At 44.8% G+C, this 16470-nt stretch carries 16 protein-coding genes; 7 read left to right on the top strand and 9 right to left on the bottom strand.

Going from position 1 to position 16470, the window contains the following annotated elements:
- Positions 1 to 255: 255 nt before the first annotated feature.
- The 8 genes from WJM94_RS01730 to WJM94_RS01695 form a co-directional block, all read right to left on the bottom strand.
- A complete protein-coding gene (locus tag WJM94_RS01730) occupies positions 256 to 783 on the bottom strand; it encodes a chromate transporter (RefSeq protein WP_444492514.1) in 528 nt (175 codons plus the stop codon).
- 2 nt (positions 784 to 785) lie between these two features.
- Positions 786 to 1370 (bottom strand): chromate transporter, encoded by a 585-nt coding sequence (locus tag WJM94_RS01725; protein ID WP_444492513.1) that lies wholly within the window; start codon positions 1368 to 1370, stop codon positions 786 to 788.
- Positions 1371 to 1421: 51 nt separating this feature from the next.
- The gene (locus tag WJM94_RS01720) at positions 1422 to 2291 is read right to left on the bottom strand and encodes a DUF5718 family protein (protein ID WP_444492512.1); all 870 of its coding nucleotides are present in this window, start codon (positions 2289 to 2291) and stop codon (positions 1422 to 1424) included.
- Positions 2281 to 3534 carry an allantoate amidohydrolase gene (locus WJM94_RS01715; protein WP_444492511.1) on the bottom strand — a complete coding sequence of 418 codons (1254 nt, stop codon included), beginning with the start codon at positions 3532 to 3534 and terminating at the stop codon, positions 2281 to 2283. The genes WJM94_RS01720 and WJM94_RS01715 overlap by 11 nt, the downstream gene beginning before the upstream one ends.
- A 29-nt stretch (positions 3535 to 3563) precedes the next feature.
- A complete protein-coding gene (locus tag WJM94_RS01710) occupies positions 3564 to 4793 on the bottom strand; it encodes a pyridoxal-phosphate-dependent aminotransferase family protein (protein ID WP_444492510.1) in 1230 nt (409 codons plus the stop codon).
- Positions 4793 to 6358: a gamma-glutamyltransferase family protein gene (locus WJM94_RS01705; protein ID WP_444492992.1), complete on the bottom strand. Its 1566-nt coding sequence runs from the start codon at positions 6356 to 6358 to the stop codon at positions 4793 to 4795. Before WJM94_RS01705 ends, WJM94_RS01710 begins: the two co-directional genes overlap by 1 nt.
- A 2-nt stretch (positions 6359 to 6360) precedes the next feature.
- A complete protein-coding gene (locus WJM94_RS01700; RefSeq protein WP_444492509.1) occupies positions 6361 to 7542 on the bottom strand; it encodes an amidase in 1182 nt (393 codons plus the stop codon).
- Positions 7543 to 7643: 101 nt separating this feature from the next.
- Entirely contained in the window at positions 7644 to 9080 is a 1437-nt protein-coding gene (locus WJM94_RS01695) for an NCS1 family nucleobase:cation symporter-1 (protein WP_444492508.1), read from the bottom strand.
- A gap of 338 nt (positions 9081 to 9418) precedes the next feature.
- Here WJM94_RS01695 and WJM94_RS01690 point away from each other — a divergent pair, with 338 nt between their 5' ends.
- From WJM94_RS01690 to puuE, 3 genes are all read left to right on the top strand, one after another.
- Positions 9419 to 10090: a GntR family transcriptional regulator gene (locus tag WJM94_RS01690; protein WP_444492507.1), complete on the top strand. Its 672-nt coding sequence runs from the start codon at positions 9419 to 9421 to the stop codon at positions 10088 to 10090.
- A 6-nt stretch (positions 10091 to 10096) separates the two neighbouring features.
- Positions 10097 to 10828 (top strand): aspartate/glutamate racemase family protein, encoded by a 732-nt coding sequence (locus WJM94_RS01685; protein ID WP_444492506.1) that lies wholly within the window; start codon positions 10097 to 10099, stop codon positions 10826 to 10828.
- Positions 10829 to 11132: 304 nt separating this feature from the next.
- Complete coding sequence (gene puuE / locus WJM94_RS01680) at positions 11133 to 12062, top strand: allantoinase PuuE (protein WP_444492505.1); 930 nt, start codon at positions 11133 to 11135, stop codon at positions 12060 to 12062.
- Between the two features lie 151 nt (positions 12063 to 12213).
- Here puuE and WJM94_RS01675 read toward each other — a convergent pair whose 3' ends face one another.
- The gene (locus tag WJM94_RS01675; RefSeq protein ID WP_444492504.1) at positions 12214 to 12573 is read right to left on the bottom strand and encodes a hypothetical protein; all 360 of its coding nucleotides are present in this window, start codon (positions 12571 to 12573) and stop codon (positions 12214 to 12216) included.
- Between the two features lie 277 nt (positions 12574 to 12850).
- Between WJM94_RS01675 and WJM94_RS01670 the strand changes: the two genes are divergently transcribed.
- The 4 genes from WJM94_RS01670 to WJM94_RS01655 all read left to right on the top strand — a co-directional run bounded on the left by WJM94_RS01670 (position 12851) and on the right by WJM94_RS01655 (position 16457).
- The gene (locus WJM94_RS01670; protein WP_444492503.1) at positions 12851 to 13081 is read left to right on the top strand and encodes a PAS factor family protein; all 231 of its coding nucleotides are present in this window, start codon (positions 12851 to 12853) and stop codon (positions 13079 to 13081) included.
- Between the two features lie 200 nt (positions 13082 to 13281).
- On the top strand, positions 13282 to 13866 hold the full coding sequence (locus tag WJM94_RS01665) for a DUF4255 domain-containing protein (RefSeq protein WP_444492502.1): 585 nt from the start codon (positions 13282 to 13284) through the stop codon (positions 13864 to 13866).
- Positions 13866 to 14672 carry a hypothetical protein gene (locus WJM94_RS01660; protein WP_444492501.1) on the top strand — a complete coding sequence of 269 codons (807 nt, stop codon included), beginning with the start codon at positions 13866 to 13868 and terminating at the stop codon, positions 14670 to 14672. The genes WJM94_RS01665 and WJM94_RS01660 overlap by 1 nt, the downstream gene beginning before the upstream one ends.
- Before the next feature lie 231 nt (positions 14673 to 14903).
- On the top strand, positions 14904 to 16457 hold the full coding sequence (locus tag WJM94_RS01655) for a phage tail sheath family protein (RefSeq protein ID WP_444492500.1): 1554 nt from the start codon (positions 14904 to 14906) through the stop codon (positions 16455 to 16457).
- Positions 16458 to 16470: the final 13 nt, after the last annotated feature.

Here is a 16470-nt window from a genome sequence, read left to right as displayed (position 1 = left end):
CTCGCTGGAATGACTCTATAAGAGTCGTTAATTGACTGGTATTAAAGCAGAAGTGTCAATTTTGTTAGAAAGACTAAGAAGTGGTGGAAAAGCTTGTCGGATTGCTGATGAAGTGAGTTTTGAAGATAAGAATTAAGGATGCGTTAAAAATAATAACAACGCGAAAAGCTCCAGGGCTGAAGCTAAAAAAATGGGCCGACACGTGTTTGTATCGGCCCAGTTAAAGATTTGCATAGTCTGTATAACGAAGTGAAACTACAGCAAGAATGCGCCGTATGCGAGGCTTGCACAAATGACATAGGTTGGATGAACTTTGAGTTTTTCCAGACACAGACCCGCCACAGCAAACAAGAACACAAAATGCCCCCAGCCCGCCTCACTGCCAGAAACAACCAACTTGTAACTCAGTAGAAGCATCAACGTGAAAATGATTGGCAGTACCCATGCTCCCAATGCTTTCACTTTTGGCGAATTACGGTATTTGTACAGCACACTCATTGCTGCAATCATAATAATGATTGTCGGGGCAACCGTAGCAAAGATAGCGATAAATGCCCCTAACGTTCCGCCTACTTCGTATCCTATGTAACCGGCCATTTTTGTCGCGATAGGACTTGGTAAAGCGTTACCTAATGCCAGAACTTCGGCAAACTGACTGGCATTCATCCATCCATATTGACCAACAACTTGTGCTTCGACCAATGGAATGATCGCAGGTCCACCACCGTAACCAACGATGTTCGGAATAAAAAATGCTAAGAAGATATCGATATAAAGTTGCATGTTTATCCCTTTTTACTTTCTGCTTTTAGACTTTGTTCGGCCACGCTTGGCTTCGGGTCAGGCTTTACCAATACAGCCAGTAGTACCGCTCCGACCACCAATCCTGGATGAATACCCAGGACCACAATAAACAAAATAGACAGAGCAATACCAATGCCCGTAGCGAGCGCGCCAAGTGCTTTGTAACCTTTAATTAAAAAGTCATAAGTGAGCTTGGCCATCATCCAGGAAACCACAGGTAATACACCCTGTGCCATGCCCGCCACCCAAGGCTTATCACGATATTCGTTTAACAGACCCAATCCGGCGATCATTACGATGATGAGCGGGATAATCGTCATGATAACCGCATTAAGGCATCCAATCTTGCCTCCAACTTTATAGCCAATGTATCCCGCCATTTTGGTCGCGATAGGACCAGGTAACGTGTTACCGATGGCAAGTACGTTGGCAAATTCGTCGTCGGTCATCCACTTATAATTGTCGACTACTTCTTTGTGAACCAAAGGGATCATCGTGGGGCCGCCGCCGAACCCAAACAAGCCAATGCGAAAAAAAGCACTGGCTAGATCTCGTTGTGTCTTCATCGTTCTTTTCACCTTTTAATGTACAGACTGACTATGTATCAGTCGGTCAATTTATTGTTTTTTATAAACCGTTTGCTCTAGCCAAATCATACCCGGGTCTTTTAACCACTGGTTTCTTGGCTGAGTTAACATGGCTTCAATGTCATTTAATTTGAAATGTCTATCATCATAAACACAAACGAACACTTGGTCGCCATCCAGCAACTGATGGTCTTCTCCATATGATGTATAACACGGTGCACCAATTGCAACGGTGATTTCACTCGGGTGATTAGCCTGAGTGAACAAAGTTTGAGTATTATGCAACGCGCCATCATCAGTTTGATTGTTAATCGTCTCAACCAGCCATTCGGTCAACGATTGGTAGAAAACGTTATACTCTGTCACAGAGACATCCTGACTGCACAAGTTCCATTGCCCATTTCGACCATGAAAACCGCACAATCTCAGATGATCAAGTGCTGTCTGCGCTGAAAATGAATCAATAGTCAGATCCTGTTCAGCGATTCCTTTACTAAAGGCACCCCAATTTTTCTTCTCTGCTAGCTTGGATACCGCTTTGTTTCGGTAGGTTGCATCGTTGATCAACGTCAGCGCAAAAGGGGTAAGCTCGGCAACCTGACCTTGCTCTGTATAGATCACGTCGCACTTAATCGCGATTTCGGGCTCCATCTGAACCTTGGCATCCGGCTCTTCGGGTAATACCAATTTCGATGAACTGAATGGCATCTGACCAAGATGAGATTCACCTAGTTGGCGAACAAACATAGGAAACAGCGCTCTTGGGCGCTGTGCTTCGTGCTGCTGTGCTTTTTGTTGTTCGCTGAACGCGGATATCTCACCCGTTTGTGCCAGATAACCCGGAGAGTTTCCTGCAATACCAAGCACAACAGAGTGAGTCAGTTGTTGTTTAGTTTCCATCTGTTTTGCGCTCCTGCTGGGCAAGAATCATTTGCGTTAAACACTCTAAAGCAACCGCAACGTCATCCTTTTGAACACTTTCCAGTGGATTGTGACTAATGCCTTTATCGCAACGGACAAACAGCATTGCAACTACTGTTAGGTGCACCATCGCAAGTGCATCATGTCCCGCGCCACTTGGCAGGAATACCGGTTCAGATTCAGTTACTCGATATACGATGTCACCCCACTGACTTTGCAGCGAATCATTACACGGCACCGCACTGGCTTGGTACAGTAGTCGATTGGTAAAGCTTACCTCTCGACGCTCCGCAATCGCGTTAAGTGCAGTAAGCAGATCGTCACACGAACGTTCTAGTTGCTCCTGTTCCAAGCTGCGGATATCCAGAGTAAAGTTCACTTCACCAGGAATAACATTCACCGACCCCGGCGCGACTTCACACTTACCGACTGTTGCAACGACTTTGTTTGCAGTGGCACTCTGTTCAGTTGCATAGTTTTCAATCGTTGAGATCATTTCAGCCACGGCGCACAACGCATCCAAACGCATGCCCATAGGTACTGTGCCTGCGTGTCCAGCCAAACCTTTCACCTGAAATTGAAAACGTTTTGCGCCAGCGATACCAGTGACGACACCAACAGGCTGGTTTTGTGCTTCAAGTACCGGGCCTTGCTCAATATGTACTTCCAGATAAGCCAACACGTCTTCTGGCGATCGGCTATCTTTCCCTACATCTTCCGGAGATAAACCAAACTCAACCATTGCCTGTGACATTGTCACGCCATCTTTATCTCTAAGAGACAGCCAATTTGAGTCAAATACTCCGGCCACAGCACTTGAGCCTATCAATGTGCTGTTAAAGCGAGTGCCTTCTTCATCGGCAAAAGCGACCACATCGACATGGAATGGAAGCTCAATATTCTTAATCTGCTCTAGAGCGGAAATACCGACCAAAATACCTAAATTTCCATCGTACTTCCCAGCATCCGCAACGGTGTCACTGTGAGAGCCAATAATAAGCGTTGGCATGGTAGGGGTGGAAGAGACCTTCCTTCCCCACTGGTTCCCAACACTGTCCTGCCATGTTTCAAGCCCGGCTTGCTCCATCCAAACGCTAAGTTGATGGTGCGCCTGCTTATGCTCCGGCGATAAGTAGGTGCGTTTCAATCCACCTTGCATTGAAGTAAACGTAGCCAGTTGGTCAGCACGTTGCATAATGTGTTGGGCATCCAATTTACTCATCCTTGATTCACCTTCTTATCTCAACGGTGTTACACATAATGTTCCATGGCTGCAATCACTGCTTGTCCCGGAATAACTTTCGCTTTGTTACGAATAAGGATCGCTTCCAGCGCTGCAAGCGTCGTTAACACCGCTTCTTGGCGCGCGTTGTAACCCATCGTGCCGATGCGCCAGATTTTGCCGTCCAGCGGACCGAATGACGTACCAATCTCAATACCAAAGCTGTTAAGCAGCTCCTGACGTACTTTGTTGCCGTCCACTTCTTTAGGAATGTAGACGCCCACAACGTTGTTCATTTTGTACTTTTGGTTGCCAAACAACTCTAAGCCCATCGCTCGCAGACCACATGCCAATGCATCACCCGCAGTTTTGTGGCGAGCAATCACGTTGTCTGCACCTTCTTCAAGGTAGATGCGTGCACATTCACGTGCTGCGTAAAGCATGCTTGTTGCTTCAGTGTGATGGTTAAGACGCTCAGGGCCCCAATAATCCATAATCATCGACAAATCGAAGTAGTTAGAACGAATGATTTCTTCTTCACCCGCTTTGTGATGGTCAGCTCGGATGCCTGCTTCTACGTGCTTACGGCGATTGATGAGATCAGCGCATTGGTCACTCAACGTGATCGGAGAGCTACCGGAAGGACCGCCCAGACACTTTTGCAAACCAGCTGATACCGCATCAAGATGCCATTCATCAACTTTTAGTTCATTACCAGCAATAGACGCTGTAGCATCACAGTAGAACAACACTCCATGACGTTTACAGATTTCACCAAACTCTGCCAATGGCTGGTTCATGGTTGTAGAGGTATCACCTTGTACCGTTGCCAGTAACTTTGGCTGAAATTCTTTGATCGCTTTTTCGACCAACTCTGGTGGACACACTTCGCCCCACTCGATGTCAATCGTCTGTACCTTTGCTCCAACGCGGTTGGCGATTTCACAAAGAAGGTGACCAAAGCGACCAATAATTGGGATTAGTACTTTGTCTCCCGGTTTAAGCACTGACACCAAGACTGCCTCAATGCCAGAACGAGCCGTACCATCGACTAACATAGTTTGTTGGTTTTGCGTTTCGAATACACCGCGATACAGCGACTGAACTTGCGTCATGTAACCCGTCATCACTGGATCGTACTGACCAATTAAAGCCTGTGAAATAGCTTGGTGCACACGTGGATAGGCATTAATTGGGCCAGGACCCATCAACAAACGTTGTGGTGGGTTCAAAGTTTCAAATAGCGTTTGAGTTGTCATTATCTCTCTCCTAAAAATATATCGCCATCGCTGCGAGGATCACTCGTTGCGTCTGCCTGTCCTTGCTGATCTAGGGTTATTGCTCCCGCGTGTCCCATCAGCTCACTCAAGTTTTCAACCTGAGTTACTTGGTGGCCCATCTGCGTTAATGTATGCCCGTATTCGCTGTACAAGTCTTCTTCAAGTCTTAAATTGTTCGTTGCATCACCCCATGTTCTGCCCAACAGCCATCGAGGCATAGACACGGCTTGTTGCAGCGACATGTTTTGATAAATGTGTCGGCTGAATAAACACGCCTGAGTTTGTGGTTGTCCTTCTCCACCCATGGTTCCGTATACGATGCGTCGACCATCTTTAAGCTCCGCATACGCTGGATTTAGCGTATGAAACGGCTTTTTACCCGGTACTAAAGTATTGTGGTGTTCGGTATCCAGTGAGAAGCTTTTGCCTCTGACATTCCACATAATCCCGGTCGAAGGAAGTACAACACCCGAGCCAAACTCCCAGTAAACACTCTGGATAAAACTCACCATAGTGCCGTATTGATCCGTTGCGCCCATCCAGATGGTATCACCCGGTTTTGCCAGATGAGGCCATGGCTCAGCTTGTGTTAATGAGATACGTTCTGCGCATTCAGTGACTACGGTGTCATCTAAGTAGTCCTGCAGTGGCTTGTTTAAATAGCGCTCATCAGTGACCACTTTGTCACGGATTAGAAATGCTTGCTTAGTGGCTTCGACCAACAAATGAATATGGTCAAGTTCAGAATTTGCTTGTGATGCTAAGCGATCGTATATCGCTAAAATTAATAACGATGCTAATCCCTGAGTCGGAGCACCCAGATTATAAAGCTGACCTTTTGATGTATCGACAGTCAGAGGGGTGGTAACCAGCGCATCATGTTGGTGAAAGTCTTCGATAGTTAACGGGCTACCTGCCTCTTGCAACTCTTTGGCTGCCTGCGCTGCAATCTCACCTCGGTAGAAGTCATCCAACCCTGCCTCTGCCAATCTTTCCAGCGTCTTCGCCAAAGCAGGGTTTATGACCGTAGCACCAAGTTTTAGCGGTTCTCCGTTATCGAGAAACAAACGGGAGAATTCGGCTTGGTCTTTTAAGCGCTCAAAAGTTTTTACGCTCGCATCTACAAGACTTTGTGTCACCTCAATGCCGTTTCGTGCTGCGTCAATAGAAGGTTGTAAAAGAGTACTTAAAGGTAGTGTTCCGCCATCGAATTCCAATGCTTTTTGCCAACCTGCTACCGTACCGGCCATCGTGATAGAAGCTTCACCACCTTTTTCAGGCAGTTCAGTTCCTAATGAACGGTAGTAATCAGGGTCGATTGATAATGCTGCGGCGCCACACGCGTCGATCGCGACTGGCGCTTCACCTGGCTTACTGATTAACCAAAAACCATCACCGCCAATACTGTTCATATGAGGGTACTGCACCGCAATCATGGATGCAGCTGCGACCATGGCTTCGGACGCCGTCCCGCCTTTTTCCAGGATTTTTTTTCCCACTTCGGTTGCTTTGTGATGTGAGGCAGTAAATGCGGTTTGAAACACCATTAAAACTCTCCTGTGATTAAGGCCGACGCTGTTGCTATTAGATCGTATTCGCTATTAGCAGAACCAAGTAAAGACACACCACTAGGTCCATTTGCAATGTTTTTCATCGGGATATGAAGTTGAGGGAATCCACTTAAACCCGCGAGACTGGTTAGCCCCATAAGATCAGAGCGATATTGCGCTAAATCTGCGTCTGGAGTCGTGAGCTTAGGTGATTTTCCTGGAGTGGTAGGCAATACCCATAAGGTTTCCTTACCCGCCAGTTGCTCTGCCAACCAAGAGGTAAACTTCGCTTGTTGTTCTTTACCTTCACGATAAGCCTCTGCCGAAATCGTGCGTGCCCAATCCACTCGCTCCTGGATTGCCGGTGCCAACGTATCTTGCCACTTATCCAGCCAAGAGGCATGACGAGCAATAATTTCATAGCCTTGTATGGTTCTGAACAGTGCGCTCAATTCACTGAGATCGTAGCCTGCTTCTTGTAATGCATTGCTGTATTCAAGCTGAATATTTGCACTAGCAGCCCACTGCTTCAATTCACCTAGACGCTCGCTTCCCAATGTCTTCGCCAAGCTCTCATCCAACACAAGAGTTTGCGCGACAGTTTGAGACTGACTTTTCAGATCAAGGCAAGAGTAAACCTTTTCTAACGTCGCTAGATCTCGGCTAAATACTCCTGCAGTATCGAAGCTTTCAGCCAGAGTGAAACTACTTTCTAATGACAATTGCCCCAATGTCGGGCGTATGCCGAAAAGACCACAGTAACTCGCTGGCACACGAACGGAACCGCCAGTGTCTGTTCCAATAGAGAAATCTACATCGCCTTTTGCAACCGCAACAGCACTGCCACTTGAAGATCCACCCGGTAAACAGTCAGGTGCTAATGGATTAACCGGTGTGCCATAATGAACATTGATACCGTTTAAGCTGTACGCCAGTTCATCCGTTTGGACTCGGCCAAGGCACTCAGCCCCTGCGTTTAGAAGAGCGATAATTAGCGGAGAAGTGCTTTCTGCTTTGCTGTGTGTTTCTAACCACTTAGGGTTTCCTGCTCCAGTGACGAATCCCTCGACGTCAAAGAGATCTTTGAATACAAAGCTTAACCCGTTCAGTGAGCCTTGCTGTAAAGCCGGTAGGTGGTCGGGACCTTGGGTACAATAAATACGTTGATCGATTTCCATTCTTCTCATTCCTTTGAAGTAAACAAGCAACCTTAGTTACTTGTTTACTTTATCTTTAAGTTGGCGATCTATTCCATCTAGAGCCATACATAAAGTTGTTTTTATTGTTTCGCTAAAGCCGTTTTAGATACCCAAAACAATCTATTTTGCATCAACTGTTTATACACTACTGCTGAAACCACACCACCGATAAACAACGCATAGTTCGCTAATTCAGTAACAAAGAATGTCGCAATAATTGCCGCTAGACTCGCTATCACTAGCGCGTACACACTGTTCATGTTGATGCCGTTTTTGTACCAATACTGACCTTGTGGTGACTCAGTGTATAGCGATGGGATGTCGATTTCGCCTTTCTTAATAATGAAGTAGTCAACAATGATGATGCCGTAAAGAGGGCCAATCATCGCAGCAAGTACGTCCACTGTGTAATGAATCACTTCTGGGTTATTAAATAGGTTCCAAGGTGTCAGCAGGATTGAACCAAAGGCCGCTACAAAACCACCCATTTTGAAACTGATTTTTTGTGGTGACACATTCGAAAAGTCAAACGCTGGTGCAACAAAGTTAGCAACGATATTGATACCTACGGTAGCGAAAATAAATGTTAGTGCACCAAGTACTGTAATCATACCCGAATCCAGACGTTTCACCGTTTCAACTGGGTCAACAATCATCTCACCAAAGACCGGAATCGATGCTGATACGATAACCACACTGAAAAGAGAGAACACAATAAAGTTCAGTGGTAGACCCAGCAGGTTGCCAAATTTCAGATCTTTGTAGCTCGTACAGTAACGAGAAAAGTCGCTGAAGTTGAGTGTCGGACCTGCAAAGTAACCTGCTACCAATGCTGTTGCGATAAGCATTTGAATGATTGCGTCTGTACCAACAAGTGATTCTTTACCTAGGTTAAAACTAATGTTTTCCCAGCCAGCGAGGTTGATCATGTATGCACACAGAGCAAACATCGCGATATAAATCGCCGGGCCAGACCAATCAATTACTTTACGAATCATGTCCATACCGAACATAAATACGATAGCTTGCAATACCCACATAGAGCTAAAGCCAACCCAACCTAAGTAAGATAAACCTAGGAACGAATCATTCGCTAAACTCTCCATTGATGGGAAAAAGTACAGCAGCAAGATAATAAACGAACTTGATGCTAAGTAAGTTTGAATACCGTACCACACGACAGCAATAATGCCTCGAATCACAGCCGGAATATTCGCACCAAAAACACCAAACGACATACGAGCAACAACCGGGAACGGAACACCCGCTTTTTGTCCTGGTTTACCCATTAAGTTGGCAAATACTAATACAATCGAGATACCCGCCAACAAGCTAATGAACACCTGGATACCATTTAATCCAAGCGCAAATAAACTCGCTGCAAATACATATCCCCCAACACTGTGCACGTCTGACATCCAGAAAGCAAAGATGCTGTACCAGCCCCACTTCTGCTCTTTCTCTGGCGCTAGGTCTGCGTTGCTTAGCCTTGGGCTAACAGGTAATTCCTTTTTCATGTGCTTATCTCCATTTCCAATTGTATACAATCACAAATACAATTAGCGTGCCAATTATGAAAACCCCTGTCATACAAAGCATTAATGAGATTTGCCCTATAAAATAGCCCTGATATCGCACCAAACTTGAACATCCCGCCTCTTTTTGGTGCTTACTATCGAGCATATATAGTCACAACGCCTGTCCTTTTGGTCAAATAATTTGAAGACATAAACAATAAAGACACTATAATTGGCAAATATTTAGGTAAACATTGTATACAATAATGCATGCAAGTTCGTTTAGTGGTATACATATTGCTTTATTAGGTTGGATGAAAAATACGGATCAATTAGCTATGTCAAACGATGAAAAGATCTATCAACAAATATTGAAAGCTATTGTTGAACATAAACTTGAACCTGGAGAGCGTCTTCCAGAAGACAAGCTATCGGAAGCTTTTGGCGTAAGCCGAACAGGGATTAGAAAAGTGTTGCAACGATTAGCACTCGAGCGATTTGTGGTGATTCAACCTAATAAAGGCGCACACGTGAACAACCCTAGTAAGCAGGAAGCTGAAGAGGTGCTGAACAGCCGTATTTTACTAGAACCGCTACTGATCACCGACATTCTGCGTAACTGGGATGAAAAGCAATCTACTTACCTTCGTTCCATAGTAAGTCAGGAAGAAAAAGCGACCCAACATGGTGATCTGGCCGAATCCATTCAGCTCACCGCAAGATTTCATTACGAGCTTGCCAGGAAATCAGGAAATTCTGTCTTGGCGGAGTTCGTAGAGCAACTCTGTTATCGCTCTTCTCTGGTTATCGCGGCGTATGGTTCAAAACATAGCGTGAGCTGTGATTGCGGCTCTCACTCAGAACTTATAGAACTGCTCGACAATTTTCAGGATGAAAAGGCTCAGCAATGGATGAGACATCACTTAGTGGTGATCAAGTCGTCATTGGAGTTGGAATCGAAATCTAAAGAGCCTGTTAATTTTCATCAACTTTTTTGCGAAATGGACTAACACACAATGAAAATCAATTTGATCAACCCAAACACTTGTCAGGGAATGACCGATAAAATTGCGATTAGCGCACAAACCGTTGCCCTGCCTGGCACTGAAATCATTGCTTCTTCACCAGCCAACGGCCCGGAAAGTATTGAGAGTGCATTCGACGAAACACTCGCTGCTGCGGCACTTCTTGATGTGATTCGCTCCGGTGAAGAACAAGGTGTTGATGCGCACATCATTGCCTGTTTTGGTGATCCAGCACTTGACGCTGCACGCGAAATTGCGACTAAACCAGTTATTGGTATCGCTGGTGCAGCTTTCCAGCTCGCTAGCCTAGTTTCTTACCGCTTTGGCGTGGTCACTACCATGACCAGAACGTTGCCAGCCAGTGAACACCTTCTTCAAAGATACGGTTACCATCATTTATGCAGCGGTGTACGCGCGACAGATATTCCGGTATTAGAGCTTGAATCTCTAAGCATGGAAACTTATCAGCTACTTGCTGACGAATGCCGTAAAGCGATCAAAGAAGATGGTGCAGAGGCAATCGTGCTAGGTTGTGCAGGCATGTCTGATTTAGCCAATGAGCTTGCAGAAGAGCTGAATGTACCCGTGGTCGATGGCGTTGCTGCAGCCGTGAAGCTTGCTGAGTCACTACACCAACTCAAACTGACGACATCGAAAAGTGGTCAATACGCCGCACCTTTGGTGAAACCAATCCACGGCATATTCAAACACTGGTCTCAATAATAAAGACAGCCCAACAGCTATCGGATGCTCACCACTAAACGAGCCTATGAGTTGTAAGTCCTGCTTTCGCTCATCTCGTCATTCCAGCGAGCCATAGCGAGACTAGGAATCTAATATCAGCGCGCTGAGAAGTTATACGACTACCCTAGCGTTAACGTGCTCGTAGACTAGATTCTGAATCACGCTCCTTCGTCGCTGTTCAGAATGACGGGATGTTTTGAACATGTTGCTCTGTATTAAGCGAACGGCATTAAGCAACTATCCCGCACTTAACTAAAAAATTATTACTATCAAGGTTTACTTTATGGAAGAAAATAACCCTCGCGACTATATCGGTTATGGAAGAGATAACGTTCCCCACGCTAATTGGCCGAATAACGCTAAGATCGCAGTCCAATTTGTCCTCAATTATGAAGAAGGCGGGGAAAACTGTGTGCTCCACGGTGATGAGCATTCAGAAACATTCCTATCTGAAATCGCGGGTGCTGAAGCGTATAAAGACCGCCACATGAGCATGGAGTCACTTTACGAATACGGCTCTCGTGTCGGTGTATGGCGCATCTTAAACGAGTTTAAACGTCGCGAGCTTCCACTGACCGTGTTTGGTGTTGCCACTGCGCTGCAGCGTAACCCAGAAGTCACCAAAGCAATCGTAGAAGAAGGCCATGAAATTGCCTGTCACGGTCTGAAATGGCTTCACTATCAGAACACCCCAATTGACGTTGAACGCGAGCATATGATCCAAGCACTGGATATCATCGAAGAGCTTACAGGTACTCGTCCAATTGGCTGGTATACCGGTCGTGACTCGCCGAATACACGTGAACTTGTCGCGGAACAAGATGGCATGCTATACGATTCTGATTACTACGGTGATGACCTGCCTTTCTGGACACAAGTTCCAGACAAAAATAAAGCAGGTAGTACACGACCACACCTTGTGGTTCCGTATACACTCGACACCAACGATATGCGTTTCTCATCTCCTTACGGGTTCAGCCACGGCGACGAGTTTTTCGAATACCTGAAAGACCACTTTGACTGTCTGTACGAAGAAGGTGCAGAAACGCCTAAAATGATGTCGGTCGGTTTGCACTGTCGCGTGATTGGTAAGCCGGGTCGTTTCAAAGCGTTAACACGCTTCCTAGACTACATTCAGTCTCATGACGCGGTTTGGGTAGCGACCCGAGAAAACATTGCAAGACACTGGATTGAGAATCATCCGGCTGAATAATTTGCGATAACTCACGTGACGAGCTAATCGCTGCGGAACGAATGTACTGACTATGAATCCACATCGAGAGTTATTTTAAACTCTCGATGTCACCAACTCCTCGATAACCTTAATCCTACCTTTAAGAAGGGGTTGTTAAACTTAGACTGGATTACCCCTCTAACGCCTTAAACGCGGACAAAAGCTCCGCACAAATATACTTGAGCAAGAGATCATTTTCGTCATCACAAGATAAATCTAAGTGAAGTTTGGTCGTATTACCTTTTCCGGTCACTTCAACCAGTAGTTTTCTTTCGTCACCGTTTACTGGGATGTTGAACAACGTCAACAGCGCTTCCGCCTGGTCAGCTGCGTTCTCAAACTCTAAATCATGCTGATATTCGAGGAACACTTCCTGGCCTTTCACTGAACAAGTATAACGGTCGGGTTGGAGATATGTGCCAAGCTGATACTCTAGGTCAGCCATGTGTGCTGCCACAGTAGAAAGACGATTGTTTAATTTACTTAACATGTTGCCACCTATCCTTTCGCTCACTTGTGTAAATTAAAGCGCATAATCGAGTGGTTGAGTTGGACTTTGCTCTAATCTTTAATGATTTATTAGAACCTGATATAAAACTTTCATTTTTATAGTCAAAACTGCTAATAATAAGATCCTCATCAAAGCATTCGTCCGCATTATGCGATAAAGACTTCTAAAACACCTTGATATGTGACCAAAGCGTCGGATTTTCAGCTTGTAAAGCATTACACTTTATGCACCCCCAACAATAAAAAATGTGATTACGATGAAAAACCTTATTTATGACACGCTAGTTAGCCTTGCAAGCCAAGAACCAGAACTACATGCACAAATCCGTCAAAACTTATATGAGCAGCTAGATCTACCTTTCGACAAGCAGCTCGTTTTGTACAACTGTGCACTTGGTCCTGCAAGTTCAGGAAAACTAGACAATAACGAAGCCCTTAACAATACCGTTGAGACCGTTGTTAAGTTGTTAGAAACTCCTGAGCGTTAATCACACGCCACCATAGGCCCTAACTCCCAAAGGGCCTTTTTTGAATCCTTCCCTTATACGGTAAAACAAATTCCGCAGTGCCATCCACGGCCACTCGTCTATAAAGACCAATAATCATAAATCCCACAAAGAATTTTTTAACTGGTACAGCATTCCAATTAAACGTAGCTAAACTGAATTTAATTGAGAGAGAGAAAACTATGCTAGATAGCTGTCTTGAATACCTTTGTGAACGGATGAATCAGTCGATAAACTCGGCTTTTGATTTGTCAGACAACTTAGTCGTCGTGGCGTCCCCTACTGATAGTAATAAGCAAGGAAACGGCGCTAATGAAAATAAAGTCCTTATTTTTATTAGTGGGCTGGAAAAAGATCCATTTTCTAAGGGGGGCAATATTGCTGCATTCCAACCACACTCAAGAACAGCGATATCGAACAAACCGCTCTATTTAGCTGTTTCCGTGGTCGTCGCAGCTAACTTCTCTGCATCTAATTACACGGATGGTCTAAAAATATTGTCCCATCTGTTGGCATTTTTTAATCGAAATCCGTTATTTAATCACCAGAACTCGCCTGACATGCCAGAATATGTTGAGCAAATTGCTATGGAGATGGTCAGCCTTTCAGAAGCACATTTGAGTCACATGTGGAGTATGCTTGGCTCACATTACCTCCCATCTTGCGTTTATCAGGTTCGTGTTGCTATCCCGAACAGTGAAGCACTACTGCTACAGTCAGGGCCACTTAACTTCGTAAAATCTAACCTGCAAAAAAGGGAGCAATAATGTCGAATTATGCGCCCTATGTTTCCTTATCTGTAGACCATGAGTACTTCTCAAACAGCCGTGCAAAAGTACCGATCGATGTGGTTCCAACAAGCAGCACAGTAGAATGGCTTAAACACCACCATATGTTTTTAAAGCCTACACTGAGTGGAGTTTGCATTGTCGCCGACACAGACATGCTAAAAGAGCTTCCAGATCCCAGTTCAGATAGCTTACTGCAATTTAAACTGTTCAGTAATGACCCATTGTTTCGTAACTATACCGATTTACCGCTCTCCACCCCAATGTCTACTGCCCTATTCGAAGTTGAAGCTGACAGTAAAACTTCTCTTTCGGTTTTTCCTAAACAGTGGCTCACGCCAGAAGTGATTCTCAACAACGCACAATATAAATCTATTTCTGAGTTTGAGTTGAGCCAGAACCTAGTGGGAATAATAAATTTAACGGTATCTAAAGCAGACTTCTATAATCAAAACAAAACCATACAATTAACCTATAGCCATACCTATTCTTATTGGCAGTATTATTTTTTGACATCAGATAATACAAAGGAATATCAGATTATAGATTCCAATGGAGAGCATCAATTCGACAATAAAGGGACTGTGATACTTGGTGAGCGGCCTTACCTCGTCTTCCGTTCAAGTGAACCCTTACCTGTATTACATCGATCTGATCTGTCACTTCAACTAAAAGCGAATCACAAGGTTATCTATCGTCGGCTCGCCACCGCCCAGCCTGCACATATAGAGTTTGAGACCGTTAATAACCACGTTCAACGACTCTGTCATATTTATTTAGCATAACTATAAAAACCAATCCCACACTGAAAACAGTGACTTACATTCCAAATTTATCTTAATGACACAAAAATCAATTTGCACATCTAATATTAAATTAAATGCAGTGAAATTTGTTTACTACATTATATATTAGTAACTGACTCGCTATGACAGCAGTACTGAGTGAAGTCTTTCTTTTCTCAGTTTATTGCGAGCATTTGGTAACCATTCAATTCTCACGTTAAGGATTTAACTATGGTTGTAATGAAAACACCGGGCGTTTACATAGTTGAGAAAAATGCCTTCCCCAATTCTGTTGTCGAGGTCGCGACTGCTGTGCCAGCGTTTATTGGCTATACAGAGAAAGCCGAAAATGGCGGAAAATCACTAAGTAAAGTGCCTTGGCGAATCACGTCGATGTCAGAGTTTCGCCAGTACTTCGGCGGAGCCCCGCTACCTACCTTCGAAATCAGCGAAGCCGGTGACGATCCAGTCGTTCAAGTTGCTTTCCGTCAGCAAGACACTGCGTATCAGATAAAGCAGTCGAATACGCGCTATACGCTCTATCACAACATGCTGTTTTTCTTCCAAAACGGTGGCGGTCCTTGTTACATCGTCTCAGTCGGCGGCTATAGTGATGACCTTGATCCTGGTGTTCTCAAAGCGGGTATTGTTCCACTGATTAAAGAGCCGGAAGCAACCATGTTAGTCATTCCTGAAAGCGTTCAACTGGCTGAGGATGATTGCATTAATGTTCAGCAAGCCATGCTTGGACATTGTGGCGGGAAAATGAAAAATCGAGTCGCCATTCTTGATCTCTGGGAAGGATTTAAAGACCGCCAGGATCCAAGTGGTGACTGTGTTGAGAATTTCCGTTCTAAACTTGGTATAAATTATCTGGATTACTCCTCTGCATACTATCCATGGCTCAATACCTCTATTGTTCAAGATAGCGATATAAACTTCCACAATATCAGTAATTTGGATAAATTAGCCGAACTACTAACCAATGAAGTCAATGAAGCATTTAAAGATTTGGATGGTCTCACCGATGACGAACTAAACAGCGGTGGTAATAAACTTCGAGTAACGCGTAAACAACAGATGCTTGATGAAATTGCCAAGTTGAGTACCGATCTATCCGATCAAGAGCAAGTGCTGCTTAACAAAGTGCTTATGACGATCAGTCCGCTGTACCAAACCATAATGAAAGAAGTGAAACACCAACAAAATATCCTTCCTCCCGCGGCGGCAATGGCAGGTATCTATACCATGGTAGATAACTCCAGAGGCGTTTGGAAAGCACCAGCTAACGTCAGCTTAAACGCTGTTATCTCACCAACGGTTAATATCAGTGATGATGAGCAAGAAGACCTGAACGTCACGACTCAAGGTAAATCGATCAACGCGATTCGACCATTTGTAGGAGAAGGCACACTGGTTTGGGGTGGGCGTACACTCGATGGTAACAGTCTGGACTGGCGCTACATTAACGTTCGCCGCACCATGATTATGCTTGAAGAGTCAATCAAACTCGCATCAAAAGCTTATGTTTTCGAGCCTAATGTATCCAGTACATGGGTTTCAATGGAAAGCATGATTGGTAATTTCTTATACGGTATATGGAAACGCGGTGGCTTGGCTGGCGCTTCACCTGCAGAGGCTTATAGCGTGAGCGTCGGGCTTGGTAAAACTATGACTGGCGACGATATTCTAGAAGGTATTTTAAGAATTACGGTACTGGTGGCGATCAGCCGTCCTGCTGAGTTTATTGAAATCACCTTCCAGCAAAAAATGCAAGAATCATAATCACTTAGTACTT

It is taken from the genome of Vibrio sp. YIC-376 (assembly GCF_052353105.1).
In the GTDB taxonomy this organism is placed as follows: Bacteria; Pseudomonadota; Gammaproteobacteria; order Enterobacterales; family Vibrionaceae; genus Vibrio.
Note: the sequence above shows the minus strand (reverse complement) of the source record. Positions and strands in the feature narration are given on the sequence as shown.

Coding starts and splice junctions, on each gene's coding strand:
- WJM94_RS01730 (WP_444492514.1), bottom strand. CDS start 783: ATGCAACTTTATATCGATATCTTCTTAGCATTTTTTATTCCGAACATC.
- WJM94_RS01725 (WP_444492513.1), bottom strand. CDS start 1,370: ATGAAGACACAACGAGATCTAGCCAGTGCTTTTTTTCGCATTGGCTTG.
- WJM94_RS01720 (WP_444492512.1), bottom strand. CDS start 2,291: ATGGAAACTAAACAACAACTGACTCACTCTGTTGTGCTTGGTATTGCA.
- WJM94_RS01715 (WP_444492511.1), bottom strand. CDS start 3,534: ATGAGTAAATTGGATGCCCAACACATTATGCAACGTGCTGACCAACTG.
- WJM94_RS01710 (WP_444492510.1), bottom strand. CDS start 4,793: ATGACAACTCAAACGCTATTTGAAACTTTGAACCCACCACAACGTTTG.
- WJM94_RS01700 (WP_444492509.1), bottom strand. CDS start 7,542: ATGGAAATCGATCAACGTATTTATTGTACCCAAGGTCCCGACCACCTA.
- WJM94_RS01695 (WP_444492508.1), bottom strand. CDS start 9,080: ATGAAAAAGGAATTACCTGTTAGCCCAAGGCTAAGCAACGCAGACCTA.
- WJM94_RS01690 (WP_444492507.1), top strand. CDS start 9,419: ATGTCAAACGATGAAAAGATCTATCAACAAATATTGAAAGCTATTGTT.
- WJM94_RS01685 (WP_444492506.1), top strand. CDS start 10,097: ATGAAAATCAATTTGATCAACCCAAACACTTGTCAGGGAATGACCGAT.
- puuE (WP_444492505.1), top strand. CDS start 11,133: ATGGAAGAAAATAACCCTCGCGACTATATCGGTTATGGAAGAGATAAC.
- WJM94_RS01675 (WP_444492504.1), bottom strand. CDS start 12,573: ATGTTAAGTAAATTAAACAATCGTCTTTCTACTGTGGCAGCACACATG.
- WJM94_RS01670 (WP_444492503.1), top strand. CDS start 12,851: ATGAAAAACCTTATTTATGACACGCTAGTTAGCCTTGCAAGCCAAGAA.
- WJM94_RS01665 (WP_444492502.1), top strand. CDS start 13,282: ATGCTAGATAGCTGTCTTGAATACCTTTGTGAACGGATGAATCAGTCG.
- WJM94_RS01660 (WP_444492501.1), top strand. CDS start 13,866: ATGTCGAATTATGCGCCCTATGTTTCCTTATCTGTAGACCATGAGTAC.
- WJM94_RS01655 (WP_444492500.1), top strand. CDS start 14,904: ATGGTTGTAATGAAAACACCGGGCGTTTACATAGTTGAGAAAAATGCC.